The sequence below is a fragment of the Marivita sp. S0852 genome (assembly GCF_046591575.1).
GTDB lineage: Bacteria > Pseudomonadota > Alphaproteobacteria > Rhodobacterales > Rhodobacteraceae > Marivita.
This window is the reverse complement of the sequence record NZ_JBIQWA010000005.1, coordinates 187,289-206,991: the sequence shown is the minus strand read 5'-3', so window position 1 is coordinate 206,991 and position 19,703 is coordinate 187,289. Positions and strand designations below refer to the sequence as shown.

22 protein-coding genes are annotated in these 19,703 nt (G+C 59.2%); 16 read left to right on the top strand and 6 right to left on the bottom strand.

What is annotated here, in order from left to right; genetic code table 11:
- The first annotated feature begins 77 nt into the window (after positions 1-77).
- From rsmI to gshB, 3 genes are all read left to right on the top strand, one after another.
- A complete protein-coding gene (gene rsmI, locus ACG74X_RS12780) occupies positions 78-935 on the top strand; it encodes a 16S rRNA (cytidine(1402)-2'-O)-methyltransferase (protein ID WP_411235268.1) in 858 nt (285 codons plus the stop codon).
- 38 nt (positions 936-973) lie between these two features.
- Positions 974-1,360 (top strand): YraN family protein, encoded by a 387-nt coding sequence (locus tag ACG74X_RS12775; protein WP_411235267.1) that lies wholly within the window; start codon positions 974-976, stop codon positions 1,358-1,360.
- A 64-nt stretch (positions 1,361-1,424) separates the two neighbouring features.
- On the top strand, positions 1,425-2,360 hold the full coding sequence (gshB, locus tag ACG74X_RS12770) for a glutathione synthase (protein ID WP_411235266.1): 936 nt from the start codon (positions 1,425-1,427) through the stop codon (positions 2,358-2,360).
- 16 nt (positions 2,361-2,376) lie between these two features.
- Here the strand turns inward: gshB and ACG74X_RS12765 are convergent, their stop codons facing one another.
- Entirely contained in the window at positions 2,377-3,885 is a 1,509-nt protein-coding gene (locus tag ACG74X_RS12765) for a YifB family Mg chelatase-like AAA ATPase (protein WP_411235628.1), read from the bottom strand.
- Positions 3,886-4,018: 133 nt separating this feature from the next.
- Between ACG74X_RS12765 and ACG74X_RS12760 the strand changes: the two genes are divergently transcribed.
- From ACG74X_RS12760 to ACG74X_RS12730, 7 genes are all read left to right on the top strand, one after another.
- Positions 4,019-4,384 carry a YbaN family protein gene (locus tag ACG74X_RS12760; protein ID WP_411235264.1) on the top strand — a complete coding sequence of 122 codons (366 nt, stop codon included), beginning with the start codon at positions 4,019-4,021 and terminating at the stop codon, positions 4,382-4,384.
- Positions 4,385-4,587: 203 nt separating this feature from the next.
- Positions 4,588-5,466: an RNA polymerase factor sigma-32 gene (locus ACG74X_RS12755; RefSeq protein WP_411235263.1), complete on the top strand. Its 879-nt coding sequence runs from the start codon at positions 4,588-4,590 to the stop codon at positions 5,464-5,466.
- Entirely contained in the window at positions 5,463-6,245 is a 783-nt protein-coding gene (locus ACG74X_RS12750) for a ChaN family lipoprotein (protein WP_411235261.1), read from the top strand. Before ACG74X_RS12755 ends, ACG74X_RS12750 begins: the two co-directional genes overlap by 4 nt.
- A gap of 59 nt (positions 6,246-6,304) precedes the next feature.
- Positions 6,305-7,498 carry a bifunctional phosphopantothenoylcysteine decarboxylase/phosphopantothenate--cysteine ligase CoaBC gene (gene coaBC, locus ACG74X_RS12745; protein ID WP_411235259.1) on the top strand — a complete coding sequence of 398 codons (1,194 nt, stop codon included), beginning with the start codon at positions 6,305-6,307 and terminating at the stop codon, positions 7,496-7,498.
- Positions 7,499-7,563: 65 nt separating this feature from the next.
- Positions 7,564-8,007, top strand: coding sequence for a dUTP diphosphatase (gene dut, locus ACG74X_RS12740; protein WP_411235626.1), 444 nt, complete (start codon positions 7,564-7,566; stop codon positions 8,005-8,007).
- Positions 8,004-9,086: a HesA/MoeB/ThiF family protein gene (locus ACG74X_RS12735; RefSeq protein ID WP_411235258.1), complete on the top strand. Its 1,083-nt coding sequence runs from the start codon at positions 8,004-8,006 to the stop codon at positions 9,084-9,086. The genes dut and ACG74X_RS12735 overlap by 4 nt, the downstream gene beginning before the upstream one ends.
- Entirely contained in the window at positions 9,083-11,095 is a 2,013-nt protein-coding gene (locus ACG74X_RS12730; RefSeq protein WP_411235257.1) for a M3 family metallopeptidase, read from the top strand. Before ACG74X_RS12735 ends, ACG74X_RS12730 begins: the two co-directional genes overlap by 4 nt.
- Positions 11,096-11,120: 25 nt before the next feature.
- Here ACG74X_RS12730 and ACG74X_RS12725 read toward each other — a convergent pair whose 3' ends face one another.
- Complete coding sequence (locus ACG74X_RS12725) at positions 11,121-11,456, bottom strand: ArsR/SmtB family transcription factor (RefSeq protein ID WP_411235256.1); 336 nt, start codon at positions 11,454-11,456, stop codon at positions 11,121-11,123.
- Positions 11,457-11,656: 200 nt separating this feature from the next.
- On the opposite strand from ACG74X_RS12725, the gene ACG74X_RS12720 reads away from it, so the two are divergent.
- From ACG74X_RS12720 to ACG74X_RS12700, 5 genes are all read left to right on the top strand, one after another.
- A complete protein-coding gene (locus ACG74X_RS12720) occupies positions 11,657-12,025 on the top strand; it encodes an AtpZ/AtpI family protein (RefSeq protein WP_411235254.1) in 369 nt (122 codons plus the stop codon).
- Positions 12,018-12,767: a F0F1 ATP synthase subunit A gene (locus ACG74X_RS12715; protein ID WP_411235253.1), complete on the top strand. Its 750-nt coding sequence runs from the start codon at positions 12,018-12,020 to the stop codon at positions 12,765-12,767. The genes ACG74X_RS12720 and ACG74X_RS12715 overlap by 8 nt, the downstream gene beginning before the upstream one ends.
- A gap of 68 nt (positions 12,768-12,835) precedes the next feature.
- The gene (locus ACG74X_RS12710; protein WP_072775827.1) at positions 12,836-13,060 is read left to right on the top strand and encodes a F0F1 ATP synthase subunit C; all 225 of its coding nucleotides are present in this window, start codon (positions 12,836-12,838) and stop codon (positions 13,058-13,060) included.
- Between the two features lie 84 nt (positions 13,061-13,144).
- Positions 13,145-13,690, top strand: a complete 546-nt coding sequence (locus ACG74X_RS12705) for a F0F1 ATP synthase subunit B' (protein ID WP_411235251.1) — start codon at positions 13,145-13,147, stop codon at positions 13,688-13,690.
- A gap of 5 nt (positions 13,691-13,695) precedes the next feature.
- Positions 13,696-14,259 carry a F0F1 ATP synthase subunit B gene (locus ACG74X_RS12700; RefSeq protein WP_411235250.1) on the top strand — a complete coding sequence of 188 codons (564 nt, stop codon included), beginning with the start codon at positions 13,696-13,698 and terminating at the stop codon, positions 14,257-14,259.
- 113 nt (positions 14,260-14,372) lie between these two features.
- Here ACG74X_RS12700 and ACG74X_RS12695 read toward each other — a convergent pair whose 3' ends face one another.
- From ACG74X_RS12695 to ACG74X_RS12685, 3 genes are all read right to left on the bottom strand, one after another.
- Complete coding sequence (locus ACG74X_RS12695; protein ID WP_411235249.1) at positions 14,373-15,038, bottom strand: YggS family pyridoxal phosphate-dependent enzyme; 666 nt, start codon at positions 15,036-15,038, stop codon at positions 14,373-14,375.
- A complete protein-coding gene (locus ACG74X_RS12690) occupies positions 15,029-16,498 on the bottom strand; it encodes a tetratricopeptide repeat-containing sulfotransferase family protein (protein ID WP_411235248.1) in 1,470 nt (489 codons plus the stop codon). Before ACG74X_RS12690 ends, ACG74X_RS12695 begins: the two co-directional genes overlap by 10 nt.
- A 94-nt stretch (positions 16,499-16,592) precedes the next feature.
- Positions 16,593-17,576 (bottom strand): porin, encoded by a 984-nt coding sequence (locus ACG74X_RS12685; RefSeq protein ID WP_411235247.1) that lies wholly within the window; start codon positions 17,574-17,576, stop codon positions 16,593-16,595.
- Between the two features lie 281 nt (positions 17,577-17,857).
- Here ACG74X_RS12685 and ACG74X_RS12680 point away from each other — a divergent pair, with 281 nt between their 5' ends.
- Complete coding sequence (locus ACG74X_RS12680) at positions 17,858-18,361, top strand: DUF3576 domain-containing protein (RefSeq protein ID WP_411235245.1); 504 nt, start codon at positions 17,858-17,860, stop codon at positions 18,359-18,361.
- A 58-nt stretch (positions 18,362-18,419) separates the two neighbouring features.
- On the opposite strand, the gene ACG74X_RS12675 is transcribed toward ACG74X_RS12680, so the two are convergent.
- The gene (locus tag ACG74X_RS12675) at positions 18,420-19,682 is read right to left on the bottom strand and encodes a glycosyltransferase family 4 protein (protein WP_411235625.1); all 1,263 of its coding nucleotides are present in this window, start codon (positions 19,680-19,682) and stop codon (positions 18,420-18,422) included.
- Positions 19,683-19,703 lie beyond the last annotated feature (21 nt).

The following is a 19,703-nucleotide window of genomic DNA, read 5'->3' as shown; positions in this document are numbered from 1 at the left end:
CCTGATCGCGTGACGTTGGATTGCACGCGTATTTTGGTTGTGCGGGATCATAGACGACGCGAAAGGCGGGTCCAGACATGAATTGGCAGACACGCGATATCGCGCCGGGATTGTACCTCGTGGCGACCCCGTTGGGGAATGCACGCGACATCACGCTGCGTGGTCTGGACCTGTTGGCAGGCGCAAATGTGCTGGCCGCCGAGGACACCCGGTCGCTGCGGCGGTTGATGGATATTCACGGTATCCCTGTCGCCGATCGGCCGTTGATTGCCTATCATGACCACAACGGAGATCGCGCCCGGCCCCGGCTTTTGGCCGCATTGGACGCCGGTCAGTCTGTTGTTTACGCATCAGAAGCTGGAACGCCGCTGATTTCCGATCCGGGATTTGATCTGATGCGCGCGGCGCTTGAGGCGGGGTATGCCTGCACCACGGCACCGGGGGCCACGGCGGCGGTTGCGGCGCTGACCTTGTCGGGATTGCCGTCGGATCGCTTTATGTTTGCGGGGTTTTTGCCGAACAGTTCGGGCAAGCGAAAGAAAATACTGGCCGAATGCGCTGACGTTCCGGCGACACTGATTTTCTATGAATCCCCCAAACGGCTTGGGGCCATGCTGCGCGATGCCGCCGAGGTTCTGGGCGCAGACCGTGCAGCCGTGGTATGCCGCGAGCTGACCAAGAAGTTCGAGGAACGCCGCGCAGGATCTTTGGCGGAGTTATCAGAGGTTTACCTGAACCAAACACCGAAAGGCGAGATCGTGGTGGTGATCGATCGCGGTGCCGGTCGAGTGATGGATCAAGACAGTCTGGACGCCGCGCTGACCGACGCGTTGACGCGGATGTCGGTCAAGGATGCCGCAAGCGATATCGCACGCCGTTTTGGCGTGCCACGGCGAGACGCGTATCAAAGGGCGATGGCGTTGGGAAAAAATTAGGTGAATTGTTTTAGGGTGATTCTGATTGGAGGTGGATTGTGCCATTTGATTTTCAGAATGATCCTGGTAACGGGGCCCGGACCAACTATCTTGCCGGGCTGAGCGCGGAAAAAACGGTTGAAGACCTGTATTGCCGACGCGGGGCGCGGCTCCGTGATGCGCGCTGGCGGGGGCGATGCGGGGAGATTGACCTTATCTTTTCCGAAGGTGACACCATCGTCTTTGTAGAGGTCAAGAAAAGCCGCACCCACGCGCGCGCTGCCGAACGGGTGTCGCCGCGCCAGATGGCGCGGATTTTGCGCAGTGCCGAAGATTATCTTGGGTCTTGTCCGAACGGATTGCTCAGCGATGCCCGTCTTGATGTGGCGCTGGTGGATGCCAGCGGTGTTGTCGACATCATTGAGAACGCCAATATGGCCGCATAGGACGCGCGCTTGCACCCTGCTTGGCATTGGGCCATTACGAGGGCGGTTTTTGCAGGGGAAAGACATGAAAATCGCGTTTCAGATGGACCCGATCCAATCGGTCGATATCAATGCGGACAGCAGTTTTCGACTGGCTGAAGAAGCGCAGGCGCGGGGGCATGATCTTTTCTTTTATAGCCCCGACAAGCTGGCTTATGACGAAGGGAAAATCCTGGCATTGGGGCACAGTTTTACCGTGCGGCGCGTTCAGGGGGATCATGCGGTGCTTGGGCCAGAAACCCAGGTCGATTTGTCCGATTTCGATGTTGTCTGGCTGCGTCAGGACCCGCCATTTGACATGAATTATATCACGTCGACGCATTTGCTGGATCGGTTGGCGGGGCAGGCGCTGGTTGTGAATGATCCGTTCTGGGTGCGCAATTACCCTGAAAAGCTGTTGGTGCTGGATTTTCCGGATCTGACGCCGCCGACAATGATCGCGCGGGATCTGGAGACGATCAAGTCGTTTAAGGCCCGGCATCAGGACATCATCCTCAAACCGCTTTACGGCAATGGCGGGGCGGGGGTGTTTCGGTTGGATGTCAATGACCGCAACCTGACATCGCTGCACGAGCTGTTCACCGGCTTTTCGCGAGAGCCGCTGATTGCGCAAAAGTTTCTGCCGGATGTGTCCGATGGTGATAAACGTATCATCCTGGTGGATGGCACCCCGGTTGGGGCCATCAACCGCGTGCCAGCCAAGGGCGAGACGCGGTCCAACATGCATGTTGGCGGACGGCCCGAGAAGATCGGATTGTCTGAACGTGATCTGGAAATCTGTGCGCGGATTGGGCCATTGCTGAAGGAAAAGGGACAGATTTTTGTCGGAATCGACGTGATCGGCGATTACCTGACCGAAATCAATGTGACCTCGCCCACCGGTATTCAAGAGCTGGAACGTTTTGACGATGTCAATATCGCTGAAAAGATCTGGGAGGCGATCGAGGGTAGGTTGGGCTGAGCGGGAGGTCGTGCTGTCAGGCGGTCTGTGGCAGGCGGTAACTGAGCGCTTCGGCGATATGATCCCGGGTGACGGTGGTGGTTTCGTCAAGATCGGCAATGGTGCGCGCCACCCGCAGAACGCGGTGATAGCCGCGGGCTGAAAGGCCGAAACGGTCGGCTGCGTTGGTCAGCAAGGCGCGCGCGGCATCGTCAAGCGCGGTTGAGGTGTCAAGCAGATCACCCTGTAGATCGGCATTGTGCGACATGTTCGGGGCGTTTGCGAAGCGGTCGATTTGAACGGCGCGGGCTGTGGCGACGCGGGCTGCAATTTCGGCAGAGGAGGCCCCGGAGCGAGGCCGGTCCAGATCGCGGAAGGCGACGGGCGGGACATCGACACGCAGGTCGAACCGGTCAATCAGAGGGCCAGAGATGCGGCCCATGTAATCTTCGCCGCAGTGTGGCGCGCGCGAACAGGCGCGGGCGGCATCCGACAGGAAGCCGCATTTGCACGGATTGGCGGCGGCCACCAACATGAACCGGCAGGGATAGGTGACATGGGCATTGGCGCGGGCGACCATGACCTCTCCGGTTTCGATGGGTTGGCGCAGGGTTTCCAGAACAGCACGGGGGAATTCGGGAAATTCGTCCATGAAGAGCACGCCGTTATGGGCAAGGCTGATTTCGCCGGGTTTGGCGCTGCGCCCGCCGCCGACGATGGCCGCCATGGAGGCGGTGTGATGGGGTTCGCGAAACGGGCGTTGGCGGGAAATTCCGCCCGCTTCGATCAGGCCTGAAAGCGAGTGGACCATGGAGGTTTCCAGCGCCTCGGCCGGTGTGAGCGGTGGCAGAATGCCGGGCAGACGCGCGGCGAGCATGGATTTTCCGGACCCGGGCGTGCCGACCATCAGGACGTGATGACGCCCGGCGGCGGCAATTTCCAGGGCGCGTTTTGCCCGTTCCTGGCCTTTCACATCGGACATATCGGTTGTGACGGGCGGCAGGGTCACCTCGCCTGGATCGCAGGGGTGCAAGGGGGTGCGGCCGCTCATGTGCTGGATCACATTCATCAGGCCGCCGGCACCGAACACCTGACATCCGCCCACCCAGGCGGCTTCTGCACCGGATGCGCTGGGGCAGACCAATGCGCGGTTTTCCTCGGCGGCGGCCATGGCGGAGGGCAGCGCGCCGATCACCGGAATCAGCGCCCCGTCAAGCGACAGCTCTCCGAGGGCGACGGTCTGGGCAACCATGTCCTTTGGTATGATGTCGAGTTCCGCCAACAGGGCGAGCGCTATGGGCAGGTCGAAATGGGAGCCTTCTTTGGGCAGGTCGGCGGGCGACAGGTTGATGGTGATGCGTTTTGAGGGCAAAGCGATGTGCAGCGTTGACAACGCGCCGCGGACCCGGTCGCGGGATTCAGAGACCGCTTTGTCAGGCAGGCCGACAATGGAAAATGCGGGCATGCCCGGCGTGACCGCGCATTGCACCTCGACCATGCGGGCCTCGACGCCTTCGAAAGCTACTGTATAGGCATGCGCGACCATGGCGTCCGGGCCCTCCTGACGCTGCAAGGTGTGCCAATCATGGTTGCAATATGGTTAACGGCATGGATCATCTTTGCAGTGACTTTTGAGCCTTTCAGTCCATATATGGCGCACGGGGCTGGCTGTGGATGACATGATGATACGATCAATCTGGACTGTTTTTGGTGCGGTGTCGCTGGCGTTTGCAGCACTTGGGGTGGTTTTGCCGGTCTTGCCGACGACGCCTTTGGTCATTCTTGCCGCGTTCTGTTTCACCCGCGGATCGCCGCGTTTGGCGGCGATGTTGGAAAATCACCCTGTTTTTGGCCCGATCCTGTCGGATTGGCGGGCGAGCGGGGCGATTGCGACCCGGTTCAAGGTGATTGCCGTGGGCATGATGGCCGCTGCGTTTGCGGTCAGCGTTGTGGCGGGAGTGCCGCCTTTTGTGCTGGCGGTTCAGGCTGTGTGCATGCTGGGTGCTGGCGCGTATGTTGTGACGCGCCCGGGGCGTCAGGTCTGAGAGCGGCACGTATGAAATACAGCGTTGGATATTTTATTTCGAAACAGCGCCAGGCTGAATGGTATTGTGATCCCGTCCATCCCCCATGCGCATGATTTTGCCGTATTGATCAGACACATTAAAATTTCTTCGTGACTTTTTTGATCCGGTCCTAGGGGTGCCTCGTAAGAACATATGAGGGATCAGATAAACGGGTGAGGACCATGGCACTGGATGCATTTAACGACCAAACCTTATCACGGCGCGCGATGAAGGCCGAATTGCTGGACGCCGAGACAGAGTTGAAACTGGCCTATGCGTGGCGGGATGAGCGCGATGAAGAGGCGTTGCATCGTCTGATCACGGCCTACATGCGGTTGGCGATTTCCATGGCGTCGAAGTTCAAACGCTATGGCGCGCCGATGAACGACCTGATCCAGGAAGCGGGATTGGGTTTGATGAAAGCCGCTGACAAGTTTGATCCGGATCGCGGCGTGCGATTTTCGACCTATGCGGTCTGGTGGATCAAGGCGTCGATCCAGGATTATGTGATGCGCAACTGGTCTATTGTGCGCACCGGGTCGACCTCTTCGCAGAAATCCCTGTTTTTCAATATGCGCCGGGTTCAGGCGCGTTTGGAGCGGGAAGCGGCTGCAGAGGGCAAGACGCTGGAAGGACATGAGATGCGCCGGTTGATCTCGGAAGAGATCGGGGTGCCGTTGCATGACGTGGAGATGATGGAAGGCCGGTTGTCCGGGTCTGATTATTCACTGAATGCGACGCAATCGACCGAGGATGAGGGCCGCGAGTGGATTGATGCGCTGGAAGACGATTCCGCACAGGCCGAAGAGACGGTTGAGGAAGATCTGGATCTGGCGCAGTTGCGGCAGTGGCTGACCATGGCGATGAACCAGTTGAACGAGCGTGAGCGTTTTATCGTGCGCGAACGCAAGCTGCGGGAAGATTCGCGGACGCTGGAGAGCCTTGGTAATGAGCTGGGCCTGTCGAAAGAACGTGTGCGTCAGCTTGAGGCCGCGGCGTTTCAGAAAATTCGGAAATCGCTTGAGACTCAGAGCCCCGAGGTGCACAACCTCCTCGTATGAAGCACATATTGATATTTTTGGCATGCGCCCCCACAGCTTTGGCTGCCGGGGGCGTTTTTGATGGGGCTGACGTGGTGTTCCTTGGAGAGTTGCACGACAATCCCGGGCATCATGCGCGCCAGGCAACCTATGTCGCCGAGATGGAGCCGACTGCGTTGGTGTTTGAAATGCTGACACAGGCGCAGGCGGATTTGGTGACGCCAGAGGTGATCGCCGATGAGGCTGCATTGGAAGACCTGTTGGACTGGAACGAAAGCGGCTGGCCGGATTTTTCGATGTATTATCCGATCTTTGCGGCAGCGCCGGATGCTGCGGTCTATGGTGCGGCGGTGCCAAGAGATGCCGCGCGGGCGGCCATGCAAAACGGTGTGATCTCGGGATTTCGCGGAGATGCGGCGCTTTACGGGCTGTCGACAGCTTTGCCCGAGGCAGAGCAGGACACGCGCGAAGCTTTGCAATTTGCCGCACATTGCGATGCCATACCGGAAGAGATGCTGCCCGTGATGGTGGATATCCAACGATTGCGGGATGCAGAACTGGCCTATTCCGCTTTGACCGCGCTTGAACAATATGGCGCGCCGGTTGCGGTGATCACCGGCAACGGACATGCGCGCCGGGATTGGGGTGCGCCGGTTTATGTCACCGCGGCTGCACCGGATGTTGAGATCGTATCATTGGGCCAGGGTGAAACGGGTGTAGGTGAGCCGGACGGCGTTTTTGATCATGTCGAGATATCGCCCGCTGCAGAACGTGGTGATCCCTGCGACGCGTTCCGCTGATTGAGTTTTACCTGTCAGCCTCGTAACACATGCGCAGGCAACCAGTTGGAACCAGACTTATGCTGAGCGGCAAGCGTGTATTACTGATCATCGGCGGCGGGATCGCGGCGTATAAATGCCTTGATCTGATCCGGCGGCTGAAAGAGCGTGGCGCGGCGGTGACGCCGGTCATGACGCGGGCTGCGGGCGAGTTTGTCACGGCTTTGTCGGTGTCAGCTTTGGCGGGTGAAAAAGTGTATTCTGATCTTTTTGATCTGACGGACGAGGCCGAGATGGGCCATATTCAGCTGTCTCGGGTGGCGGATCTGGTTCTTGTGGCCCCGGCAACAGCGGATTTGATGGCAAAGATGGCCACGGGCCAAGCGGGGGATCTGGCGACGACGCTGCTGCTGGCCACGGACACGCCCGTCATGATCGCCCCGGCGATGAATGTGCGCATGTGGGATCATCCCGCAACACAGCGCAATCTGGGTGTTTTGCGCCAGGATGGCGTGACTGTTGTCGGGCCAAATGAGGGTGACATGGCCTGTGGCGAATTTGGCCCTGGCCGGATGGCTGAGCCGCTGGAGATTGTTGCGGCGGTGGACGCATTGCTGACTGTGGGACCTTTGGCAGGCAAGCGCATAGTGGTCACCTCGGGGCCGACACATGAGCCGATTGATCCGGTGCGCTATATCGCGAACCGGTCTTCGGGGGCGCAAGGTACGGCCATTGCGGCCGCGTTGCAGGCGCTGGGTGCCGAGGTGGTGTTTGTGACCGGTCCGGCAGAGGTGTCGCCGCCTGACGGCGTCGAGGTGGTACCAGTGGAAACGGCAGTTCAGATGCGCGATGCGGTGCGCGCGGCCTTGCCTGCGGATGCGGCGGTTTTTGCGGCGGCGGTTGCCGATTGGAGGGTTGTGGGCGCGTCAGACAGCAAAATCAAAAAGATCGCGGGCGCGTTGCCGACGCTGTCGTTCGAGGAAAACCCGGATATCCTGGCCGAGATTTCCCAGATGTCAGACGGCCGCCCCGGTCTGGTTGTCGGGTTTGCCGCAGAGACCGATGACGTGATTGCCAACGCCACCGCCAAGCGGGCGCGCAAGCACTGTGACTGGATTGTGGCCAATGATGTATCGCCCGCAACCGGCATCATGGGGGGCGATGAGAATGCGGTGACCCTGATCTCTGACGCGGGGGTCGAGGACTGGCCGCGGATGGGCAAAGACGCTGTGGCGCAGCAGCTGGCGGCGCGCATTGCCGACAGACTGGTCTGACGGCCCTGTCGGGCCATTTTGCATATTTATCAAAAGAAGAAGGGCAGGACGTGGTCGCGATTGAGATGACGTGGGACGACGGGGCGGATATGTCTTTGGGGGAGCCTGTCTATGCCAGTGCAGGGGCCGCCGGGGCGGATCTTCGGGCCAATTTCAGAGATCGGGGATCAGTGGTTCTGGCGTCTTTGGAGCGGGTGCTGATCCCGACGGGGTTGCGGATCGCAGTTCCGCAGGGGTTTGAGGTGCAGATCCGGCCAAGGTCCGGGCTGGCGTTGAAACATGGGATCATCGTACCCAACAGCCCCGGCACCATCGACAGCGATTATCGGGGAGTGCTGGGGGTGATAGTGATGAATGCCGGGTCAGAGGCGTTTGAGATCAGGCATGGGGACCGGATTGCGCAGATGGTGGTGGCCCCGGTTGTGCAGGCCGACTTTCATTTCGTCGAGCGCTTGCCTGAGACCGCGCGGGGGCAAGGCGGATTTGGATCGACGGGGGTGGCGTCATGATCGTGGTGTTTGCAATGGCCTTCGCCTTGTGGGGGCTGGGGGCAATTTTGCGTATTCCCCGCAAGGGGCGGCTTTATATGGTCGGTCTTTTGTATATCGGTGTGCTGTTCATCCAGATTGCGCTGCCGATGGGGCATCCGCTGCGGCTTGCCACCGGGGAAAGCGCGATGCTTTGGATCATGATCGGTGTTTTTGCCGCGATTGTGGTGCTGTACGGGCAAGTGATCCGGGTGCTGAAAGGGCGGGCGGAGATCAAGGAGCAGGCCGAGGCCGTGCCGGTGGCGCGATCGGCATCGTTTTCGCCAGCGGAGCTTGAGCGCTATGCACGACATATTGTGTTGCGAGAGATCGGGGGGCCTGGGCAAAAGGCGTTGCGGGATGCCAAGGTTCTGGTGATCGGAGCAGGCGGGCTGGGGGCACCGGCGTTGCAGTATCTGGCGGCGGCTGGTGTGGGCACCATCGGGGTGATTGACGATGATGTGGTTGAAAACGCGAACCTGCAACGGCAGGTGATCCATCGCGACGCGGATATCGGGATGCCGAAGGTCTTTTCCGCCCAAAAGGCGATGATGGAACAGAACCCCTATGCCGATGTGCGCCCGTATCATCGCCGTCTGACTGATGTGGTCGCGGCGGATCTGATGGCCGAATATGATGTGATCCTGGATGGGACGGACAATTCCGAGACGCGCTATCTGGCCAATGAAACAGCTGTGACTGCGGGCAAGCCGTTGGTTTCAGGGGCCTTGTCGCAATGGGAAGGCCAGATTTCGGTCTTTGATCCGGCGACAGATGGTCCATGTTACCAATGTGTTTTCCCCCAGGCCGCTGCGCCGGGTTTGGCACCGTCCTGCGCCGAGGCGGGGGTGATCGGGCCGCTGCCGGGTGTGGTTGGGTCCATGATGGCGCTGGAAGCGATCAAGCTTTTGACAGGGGCGGGGCAAGCGCTGCGTGGGGAAATGCTGATTTATGACGCGCTTTGGGGCGAAACACGCAAGATCCGGTTGGTGCGACGCGGGGATTGCCCTGTGTGTGGCACCATATCCGGATCAGAGATCGAAACAGGAGTGAGTGCATGACAAATCCTTTGCTTGAAATCTGGGAGACGCCGTTCGAATTGCCTCCTTTTGACCGGATCGAGGATGCGCATTTTGCCCCTGCGATCGACGCCGCTATGGCGGAGGATCTGGCAGAGGTGGAAGCTTTGGTGGCGCAGCAGGACGCGCCGACATTTGCAAACACGGTGGAGGGTCTGATGCGTACGGGCGCACGGCTCGACCGGGTATTGGGGGTTTTTTACAACCTTGCCGGGGCGGATTCGAACCCGGCGCGGGAAGAGATCATGCGGGAGTTTTCGCCGAAGCTGGCGGCGCATTCGGCGGCCATCTATGGCAATTCTGCGCTTTTTGCGCGGATTGAGGCGGTATGGCAGGCGCGGGACGGGTTGGACCTGACGGACGAGCAGCAGCGCGTGCTGATGTTGACGCGGCGCGCGTTTGTGCGGGCCGGAGCGGCGCTGGAAGGCGATGATGCAGAACGGATGAAAGCCATCCAAGGCCGTTTGGCCACGCTTGGCACGCGGTTTGCCCAGAACCTATTGGCGGATGAACGGGATTGGCAACGGGCGCTTTCGGATGCCGAGCTTGAGGGATTGCCGCAGTTTTTGGTGGATGCTGCAAAGGCCGCCGGTAAAGAGCGCGGGGCGGCAGGGCCGGTGCTGACGCTGTCGCGGTCGGTGATCGTGCCGTTTTTGCAGTTTTGCCCGAACCGGTCCCTGCGTGAAGACGCCTGGCGCGCCTGGGTGGCACGAGGCGAGACCGGGGGAGAGACCGACAACCGGGCGATTGCGGCGGAAATCCTTGCGTTGCGACAGGAGCGCGCCCAGTTGTTGGGGTATGACGATTTTGCGAGCTACAAGCTTGAGACCGAAATGGCCAAGACGCCGGAGGCTGTTCGTGGTTTGTTAATGGATGTCTGGCAACCTGCAAAGGCACGGGCCGAAGCGGATGCGGCGGTGCTGGAAGACAGGATGCGCGACGATGGTGTCAACGGGCCCTTGCAGGCGTGGGACTGGCGGTATTATTCGGAAGCGCGGCGACGGGAGGAGTTTGCGCTCGATGAGGCAGAGTTAAAACCGTATTTGCAGCTGGATCGGATGATTGACGCTGCGTTTGATTGTGCCGGGCGGTTGTTTGGGCTGGCCTTCACACCGCTGGAGGTTCCGCTGTATCATGATGATTGTCGGGCCTGGGAGGTAACGCGCGGCGGCGAACATGTGGCGGTGTTCATCGGGGATTATTTCGCGCGGGCGTCGAAACGGTCCGGTGCATGGTGTTCGGCGTTCCGCTCACAGCGGAGGTTTCCGGATGTGCAGACACCCGTAGTGGTCAATGTGTGCAACTTTGCCAAGGGTGATCCGGCGTTGTTGTCTTATGATGATGCGCGCACCTTGTTTCATGAGTTCGGTCATGCGCTGCATCAGATGTTGTCAAATGTGACCTATGACATGATTTCCGGCACGTCGGTGGCGCGTGATTTTGTTGAATTGCCAAGCCAGCTTTATGAGCATTGGCTGGAGGTGCCAGAGGTGCTTCAAACCTTTGCGACACATGCCGAAACCGGCGAGTCGATGCCTCGGGATATGCTGGACAAGGTGTTGGCGGCGGCGACTTATGACATGGGGTTCCAGACGGTGGAATATGTGGCCTCGGCGTTGGTGGATCTGGCGTTTCACGAGGGCGAACCACCGGCGGACCCTATGGCAAAGCAGGCAGAGGTTCTGGCCGGGCTTGGGATGCCCGAGGCGATTGTCATGCGCCATGCGACGCCGCATTTTGCTCATGTGTTCACCGGGGACGGGTATTCGTCGGGATATTATTCCTACATGTGGTCGGAAGTGATGGATGCGGATGCGTTCGAGGCGTTTGAAGAGGCCGGTGGCGCGTTTGACCCAGAGATGGCGCAGAAACTGGAACGGTTCATCCTGTCGGCGGGTGGGTCTGAAGAAGCGGATGTGCTTTATACCAAGTTCCGTGGTCGTATGCCGGGAGTTGAGGCTTTGCTGAAGGGGCGCGGGTTGGCGGCCTGAGCGGGCAAACCCAAGGGCTGCGGATTTACCTTGAGTCCTGGGGGATATCTTCGGATTTGAGAAACCGTTCGAAGGCGTCCAGGTGGATGGCTTCGAATTGCCCAAAGGCCTGCATCCAGACACTGGCATCTTTGAGCGCGTCGGGTTCCAGTTTGCACCATTTCACCCGACCGCGTTTTTCCTGGCTGATCAGACCCGCATTGGCCAGGATCACCAGATGTTTCGAGATGGCAGCCAGCGACATCTCGAACGGTTGGGCGACATCGGTCACGGCCATGTCGTCTTCCAGCAGCATCGTCAGGATCTGACGGCGTGTCGGGTCGGCCAGCGCGGCAAAGACGGTGTCCAGTGTGGGTGCCATGCCATGCAGGTGCCGCAAGGAACGGGGAAACTCAACCAGAAAGTTGAATATCGCAAACCGGGCGAATGGGCCGGGTTTGCCTGTGCGACCGATTGGCGGCTTTCTTGGAGATGCTGATAAAATGTTATTTTACAATATCTTATGCCGAAGGTCCGTAAGGTCCGGCGTGGCTTGACTCGGCGGGGTCCAGATCATAGCACATGGCCAAAGTTCCAACCGAGGTGGAGCACGTGTCAGAAGGTGATCCGAAACAGCGACTGGCAGAGCTGGAAGCGCGGATTGCAGCGGCCAAAGGGGCCGAGGATGACCGTCCACATCAGGAGGAGCATTACTCCCAGGCGCAGCATGCGTGGCGGATGGTGATCGAGATGGTGTCCGGTCTTGGGATCGGATTTGGCATCGGATACGGGCTTGATGCGATCTTTGGAACGCAGCCCTTCTTGATGGTGCTGTTTACATTGCTGGGCTTTGCGGCAGGGGTCAACGTGATGATCCGCACCGCCAAAGAGCTCCAGGTGAAGAAACTGGCCGATCCGGCCGGAGAGGATAAAAGGGGCGACAATGGCTGACGAAGCAAAAGAAGGCGGTCTTGTATTCCACCCGATGGACCAGTTCATCGTAGAGCCGCTTTTCGGTGACGGCGCGGTGGGCATGTTTACCTTTACCAACGTCGCCTTGTGGCTGTTGCTGGCTGTGGCTTGTGTTGCGGCGCTTATGGTGCTGGGCACATCGAACCGGGCCACAGTGCCATCGCGGACGCAGTCGGTTGCCGAACTGGCCTATGGGTTTGTCTACAAGATGGTCGAAGATGTGACGGGCAAGGATGCGGTGAAGTACTTCCCGTATATCTTTACGCTGTTCATGTTCATCCTGTTTTCCAACTTCCTCGCGCTGATCCCGATGTCCTTTTCGCCGACATCGCATATCGCGGTGACGGCGATTCTGGGGTTTGGTGTGTTCTTTGCCGTCACGATCCTTGGATTTGTGAAGAACGGCGCGGGCTTTCTGGGCCTGTTCTGGGTGTCGAGCGCGCCGCTGGCCTTGCGTCCGATCCTGGCCGTGATCGAGGTGATTTCGTACTTTGTGCGTCCGGTCAGCCACTCTATTCGTCTGGCGGGCAACATCATGGCCGGTCACGCGGTTCTCAAGGTGTTTGCCGGCTTTGCCGCGATCACGGTTGTGGCACCGCTGTCGGTTCTGGGCATCGTTGCGATCTATGCGCTTGAAGTGCTGGTGTCCGCGATCCAGGCCTATGTCTTTACCATTTTGACCTGCGTGTATCTGAAAGATGCACTGCACCCGTCTCACTAACGTCTTGGGTGCGTGACACCGCGCACCCTACACATCTATTTCAACTTCCAATCGTAAGGAGAATTCACATGGAAGGCGATCTCGCACACATCGGCGCAGGCCTGGCAGCAATCGGTTCCGGCGCAGCCGCCATCGGGGTGGGTAATGTTGCAGGTAACTATCTTGCAGGCGCTCTGCGCAACCCGTCCGCTGCTGCATCGCAGACAGCAACGCTCTTCATCGGTATCGCGTTTGCAGAAGCGCTAGGGATCTTCGCGTTCCTCGTCTCGCTCTTGCTGATGTTCGCCGTCTAAGCTTCGGACCAAATCCTTACGCGCGGGCGGTGCTGCATTGATGCGGCCCGCCCGATGTAACGACACGTTCCGACGGAGGACGACATGGCAACCGAAACACCTGGTACAGCCAGCGCATGTGTAGGACCCGATGGCAGCGCCATTGGCATGCCGCAGCTTTGCGCCGACTGGATGCCAAACCAGATTTTCTGGCTTCTGATCGCGCTTGGCGCGATTTACTTTGTCTTGTCCCGTATCGCGCTGCCGCGCATTGCGACGGTTCTGGCGGAACGGCAAGGTACAATTACAAACGACCTCACGGCTGCTGAAGATCTAAAGCAGAAAGCGGTCGAGGCGGAAGAGGCCTATAACAAGGCACTGGCGGACGCGCGCACCGAAGCGCAGGCCATCATTGCCCGGAACAAGGCCGACTTGCAGGCGGAACTGGACAAGGCAATCGCCAAGGCGGATGCAGAAATTGCGGCCAAAGCCGCCGAGTCCGAGAAAGCCATTTCAGAGATCCGCGCGTCTGCGGTTGAAAGCGTGGAAGCGGTGGCAAAAGACACTGCGGGCAGTATTGTGGCCGCTTTGGGTGGGTCTGCCGATGACGCGACAGTCGCTGCGGCCGTCGACGCACGTATGAAAGGGTGAGCGCCATGCAACGTATGATGACCATTGCTGCAACCACCCTGATCGCCAGCCCGGCTTTGGCCGCTGGTGACAAGCCGTTCTTTTCGCTGGCCAATACGGACTTTGTGGTCTCCATTGGCTTTGTCCTTTTCATCGGAGTGTTGCTGTATTTCAAAGTGCCGCCGCTGGTGCTTGGCCTGTTGGACAAGCGCGCCGAAGGGATTCAGGCCGAATTGGATGAGGCCAAAGCGCTGCGCGAAGAGGCGCAGGCGTTGCTTGCCAGCTATGAACGGCAGCAGCGCGAGGTTCAGGACCAGGCGGATCGCATCATCGCCCATGCCAAGGAAGAGGCGGTTCTGGCCGGACAGCAGGCGTCAGAGGCGCTGGAGAAGTCCATTGCACGGCGTCTTGCCGCGGCAGAGGACCAGATTGCATCGGCGCAGGCCAGTGCGGTGAAAGAGGTGCGGGATCGTGCGATTGTTGTGGCGATCAAGGCGGCACAGGATGTCATTGCCAAGCAAATGACAGCCAGGGATGCGGCCAAAACGATTGACGACGCAATTGCGGAAGTCGGGCAAAAGCTTCATTAAGCGACGCCGCATAAGAGTTACGGAAAGCCCTGGCATGTGCCGGGGCTTTTTTGTTGGGGGCGTTGCCCCCGCGCCTTTGGCGCTCCCCCAAGGTATTTGGGGCAAGAGGAAAGTCAGGCGGAGGGCTGGGGCGGGACGCGTGCACCAAAGAGGGCCGATCCCACGCGGATATGGGTGGCCCCAAAGGCGATGGCCTGTTCGAAATCATCGCTCATTCCCATGGAGAGCTGGTCCAGACCGTTGCGTTGCGCCAGCTTGCGCAGCAGCGAGAAATGCAGGGAGGGCGTTTCATCGACCGGCGGGATGCACATCAGGCCATGTATCGGTAGATCCAGTGCGCGGCAGTCTTTGACAAAGCTGTCCGTGTCTGCAGGTGCGATGCCTGCTTTTTGCGGTTCTTCGCCGGTGTTGACCTGAATAAAAAGCGGCGGGCAGTGACCGGTTTCCTGTGCGAGACGGGCAAAGGTGTTTGCGAGTTTCGGCCGGTCCAATGTGTGAATGGCATCAAACAGATCGAACGCCTGACGGGCCTTGTTGGTTTGCAGCGGGCCGATCAGGTGCAGGTCGATGCCGTCATAGGCTTCGCGGAATGCGGGCCATTTGCCGGCAGCTTCCTGAACGCGGTTTTCGCCGAAACACCGCTGGCCCTCTTGCAGCACGGCATCGATCCGTTCGTTGGGCTGGACCTTGGACACAGCGATGAGGGTGATGCTGGTTGGGTCGCGGTCTGCATCCTGGGCTGCTTTGGTGATGCGTGCGGTGATGTCGGTCAGTCCCATGGTGTGTCTCCCCAGGCGTCAAAGAAGGGTTGCAGATCGGTTTCATAGCGCCGCCAGGCTTGGGCCGAGCTTTGATAGATCGGCTGGCGGACCTGGTGCAGGCTGAGTGTTTTGACCGTGCCGTCTGCTTTATGGAAGTCGAGGCACTGGTCCTGCCAGTCAAGACCGGCGGCTGTGATCAGGCTGCGTGAGCCTTCAACCGGATTCTGGACGAGGTCTTCGTATCGGATTTCGACAAAGCGATCCGGCAGTGTGGCGCGCCAATGGGAGACGATCTGTCGGAACTGTTTGATGACATCTGCAATTGCAGCAAGGTCATTGGCATAGCGATGCGTGCCGCCGGTAAAGTGGTTCTTGTAGATCGACACGGCAATGTCGCGGGGGTCGCGATGGACGATGATGAAACGGGCGTTTGGCAATGTGCTGTGCAGCACTTTGTAGATCAGAAACGCCATGATGGATTTGTCGGTGAGATAGGGCGTGTTGGCTGTATTGGCGGTTGCGTAGGCGCGGTGCAATTGGGATGTGAACGCCTGAAATTTGGACGCTGGTGCCTTTGCCAGTTCGGTCATATCCGCACCGGAGCCGAATGTGCTGTAGGCGGCACGCAGGGCTGCGGCGATTTCACCGCCTGCGAGGACGTCGGAATGGCTGGCGATGATCTGTTCCACCAAGGTCGTGCCAGAGCGGGGCAGGCCGGTGACAAAAATCAGCCCCGGTTCAGAAGGGGCAGCCTCGGCCATGGGTGAGAGATCTTTTTGCGCGTCCACAACTGCGGTCCATTCGGCCACGCGGGCCGTTGCGTTGTCGGGCCAGAGGGCTGCCTGTGCCTTATTGGCGCGGTGCAGATGCGGGAACACCTTGTCATGGTGCTTGGTGTCTTCCATGGCTTTGGCGAGGGCGAAATTGATATGCAGTTTGCCCTGTGGTGACAGTTTTGGATGTTTGGCCAGCCGCCGCATCGCCCCGATCAGCGGATCGTTCGGTTTGAAGCGGATGGTGGCGGCGAACATGCGATACAGTTCGGCGTCATTGGGGTGCTTTTTCAGCAATTTGCGGAACAGTTTTTCCGAGGCGTCGAAATTGCCGATTTGCTGGAGGTAGAGCGCCTTGTCCGCCTGTGGACGGACGCTTGCGGGGTCCAATGCGATTTTTGCGGTCATCAGTTCGATAACCCGGTCCGAGGTTCCGGCGCTGGTATGTGCCTTGATCGCCTCATCGATGATCGCGGGTTCGGTGGGGCGGAGGGTATATGCTTTGTCGATTAAGCGGCACCAGGCCTGTGCGTCGCCCAGTTGGGCTGCGAGCTGGGCGCGTTTGTAGGGAAATTCCGGAGCTGTCGGCACTTTGAGGATCAGGGCGTCTAGGATTGCGGCGGCTTCGCGATGTCGCCCGGCCTGGGCCAGGTGCAGTGCGCGTTGATAGTCTGCCTTGATCTGCTGTGCTGCGCCGAGGGTCATGTCTGCCTCTTTTGGAGACTTGCTACTTTGATGCCGTACAAAAGAAAAGAGCGGACACAAGGCCCGCTCTTTCGTCGTGTATAAGCTTATGAGCTTAGAAGGACATTTTCACGCCGAGCGAGAATGTGTCTTCGTAGTCCAGGCCGTCGATGTCGATGTCGCCGCCACCGTAGCCGAGCTGTGCTTCGAGACCGCCACCGAGGTCGTAGTTGGCTGTGATACCAAAGCCGCTCGAGTCAGGTGCGAAATCGTCGTCGAGGTCAAACTCACCGTAGTTCACGCCAAGTGTCAGGGCGTTCATGGTGTAGCCGAGGCCGATTGCATAGTGGCTTGCGTCGTCAGCACCATTGCTGCTGTCGTCGGACCAGTGAGTGTAGTTCACGATGGCCTGAATGCCATTGGCGAACGTGGTTGCCGCGCTCAGACCGATACGCGTGTCATACAGAGCAGCAGCTTCATCAACCTGCTGGTAGCCAAGGCCAAGACCCAGGTTCAGACCCGCCAGGTCCATGTCGTAGGATACACCCAGAGCGAACGCTGTGTCGAAGTCTGTGTCGTTCCGGTCGGGGGCCACGGACAACGAGCCGGTGAATGCGTCGAACGAATAGTCAACGCGGATTTCCTGACCGCCATAGGCTTCGTCCAGCTCGGAGTTGCCGCTATAGCCGGGGTGAACTGTGTGGTCGTCGTTCAGCGCGTCGCCGATGGCTGTTTCTGTCAGACGTGCGTCAAACGCGGAGTCTGTGTCGCCAACTGTCAGGCGCATCGGGCCGTATGCCAAGAAAATGGTTGCATCGGGCAAACGGGCCGCGTCGTTCATGTCGTCGTCTGTTGTGACTTCGTCCAGATCAACGGTTGCACCGAAGGACAGACCGCCGTCGGTTTCGCCTGTCATTGCGAATGTCACGTTAACGTCGGAGAAGACGCGAACTTTGCTGGGATCGCCGCTTGCGCCATCGCCGGAATTGTTTTCGTTTTCGAAGATACCCAGCTCGGCAGAGCCGGTGATTGTGACGTCGGCTGCTGCGATGCCAGCAGTTGCAACCAGCGCGGTGGAAGCGAGAAGAAGAGTTTTCATATTTTCCCTCATATGTACGTAAGGCCGGATCGTTCCAGATGGGCCGGTTAAACGCAGTCTCTATGCTCCTCGCATGGGGTTGTTTGCAAGCGATGCAGATCACTGGTTCAGAACTTGGCGATCTGTGATGCTGTTTTGCCACAAGATTGGGGACGCGGTTTCGGCCTTAAAGAACACAGCGTTATCGCCCTGCAACAAGTTCGGCTTGTCGTGATTGGGATGGGCTTGTATGCAAAGCATAAGCAAACACTGGGCTAACAGGCAATCGAGGGCAGTTTCCTATGGACCTTACACGTTTCAGGACAGGATTAGGCTTGGCCCTTGTCGGCGTATTCGTCTCTGGCTGCGGAATCTTCGGAGGAGAGAGGGACACGCCGGTGGAAACACAGTCTGCGTCCGAGATCGTCGACGATATCATCTACGAGGATGAGAGCCGGCCGCAATCGACTTTGTTCGACTTTTTCCGCAATCGCAATGATGCGGGGCAGGTTGGTGCGGTTAACAAATACATCTGGAACGCGTCGCTTGAGACACTTGATTTTCTGCCTGTGCAATCGGTTGACCCCTTTACCGGCGTGATCACCACGGGATTCGGCACTCCTCCGGGTGGGGGGCGCGCCTATCGGGCGACGATTCTTGTAAACGACCCGGCGCTGGATGCGCGATCCTTGAACCTTGCCTTGATGACGCGGTCTGGACCGGCCAGTGCCGCCACCGTTCGTGCGGTCGAGGATGCCATTCTGACGCGGGCCCGTCAGTTGCGACAGCAGGACAGCCGGTTCTGATCGGGCGATTGCCCGGTCGCCTTGATGGTTTGATGTGATGTAGGCCCGACTATGCGGGTCAATCCTGTGGATTGCGGATGGGATGCACGTTGGCGAGGTCGTCCACCCATTTCAGCTGCCGTGGCAGGCAAATGCGTTTGAGATCATACCGTTCGCGGACGAATCGCCGTGCGTTTGCCCCCAGAAGATCGCGCCGTTCCGGAGCGTCCAGCAGCGCATAAACCGATTCCACTAGCGCGGCTTGATCAAAGAAATCCACCATCAGGCCGGTTTGCCCATCGGTGATCGCTTCGCGGACCGGTGCCGTGTCAGAGGCGACGATGGCACATTCTGCGCTCATTGCTTCAAGCAGGGACCATGACAGGACGAACGGGTAGGTCAGGTAGACATGCACGGTGCTGACCTGCAGCAGCGACAGGAATGTCGGATAGGGCACCCGCCCCAGGAAATGTACGCGGGCCCAGTCTGTGTCTGGGATTCGCGGGCGCACCTCGTTGAGGTAAATGTCTTTCCAGCTTGTCCCGTCGGGCGGTTTTGAGCCGTAGCTTGTCTCGTCCCCGCCAAGCAGCACCACCTGCGCCTGCGGGCGTTGCTGCAACAGCTCTGGCAGGGCGCGCATAAAGACGTGATATCCGCGATAGGGTTCCAGATTGCGGTTCACAAAGGTGATCACCTCGTTCGTAGGTGACATGACCCGACCATTGGGCAAAGCAAGCCGCGCTGCCGGATCTGGGCGAACGGTGTCTGTGTCGATGCCATCATGGCTGATGGTGATCCGTTTCTGATAATGGTCGGGATAGGTGCTTGCCTGAAACCGAGTCGGGCTGAGACCCGCATCCATGACTTCTTCGTGCAAGCGGTTGTTGATGTTCTTCATCCGCAGACGCAACGGATCGCGGTGCGGTGTCGGGCTGGGAAATTCGGGGTCAAACGCTGTCTCGTCCCTGCCAGAGCGGTGATACAGTTCGCAATAAAGCCCCAAACGCGCATTAGGCCACACATCTTTCAGAAACAGGCTTTCGCCCCACCCGTGATGGGCCAGGATGACATCGGGGGTAAAGCCCTTGTCGCGTAGGACGCGGGCGGCGTCGAAACAGCTGGTGCCGCGCAGGATTTTGGTTTCCAGATCAATCAGCCAGGGATGGATGCCACGGGTGCTGCCGCCGGTGACGGTGTAGGGCAATATAGTGATGCCGCGCCATTTTGTTGGTTCCTTGACCTTGCGGGTCAGCACCACCACCCGATCGCCGCGTTGCGCCAGGGCCGGGCCGAGATGTTTGAACTGGCCGGGGAAATTTTGGTGAATCAACAGGATGTTCATACAAGACCGTTCCATCAACAC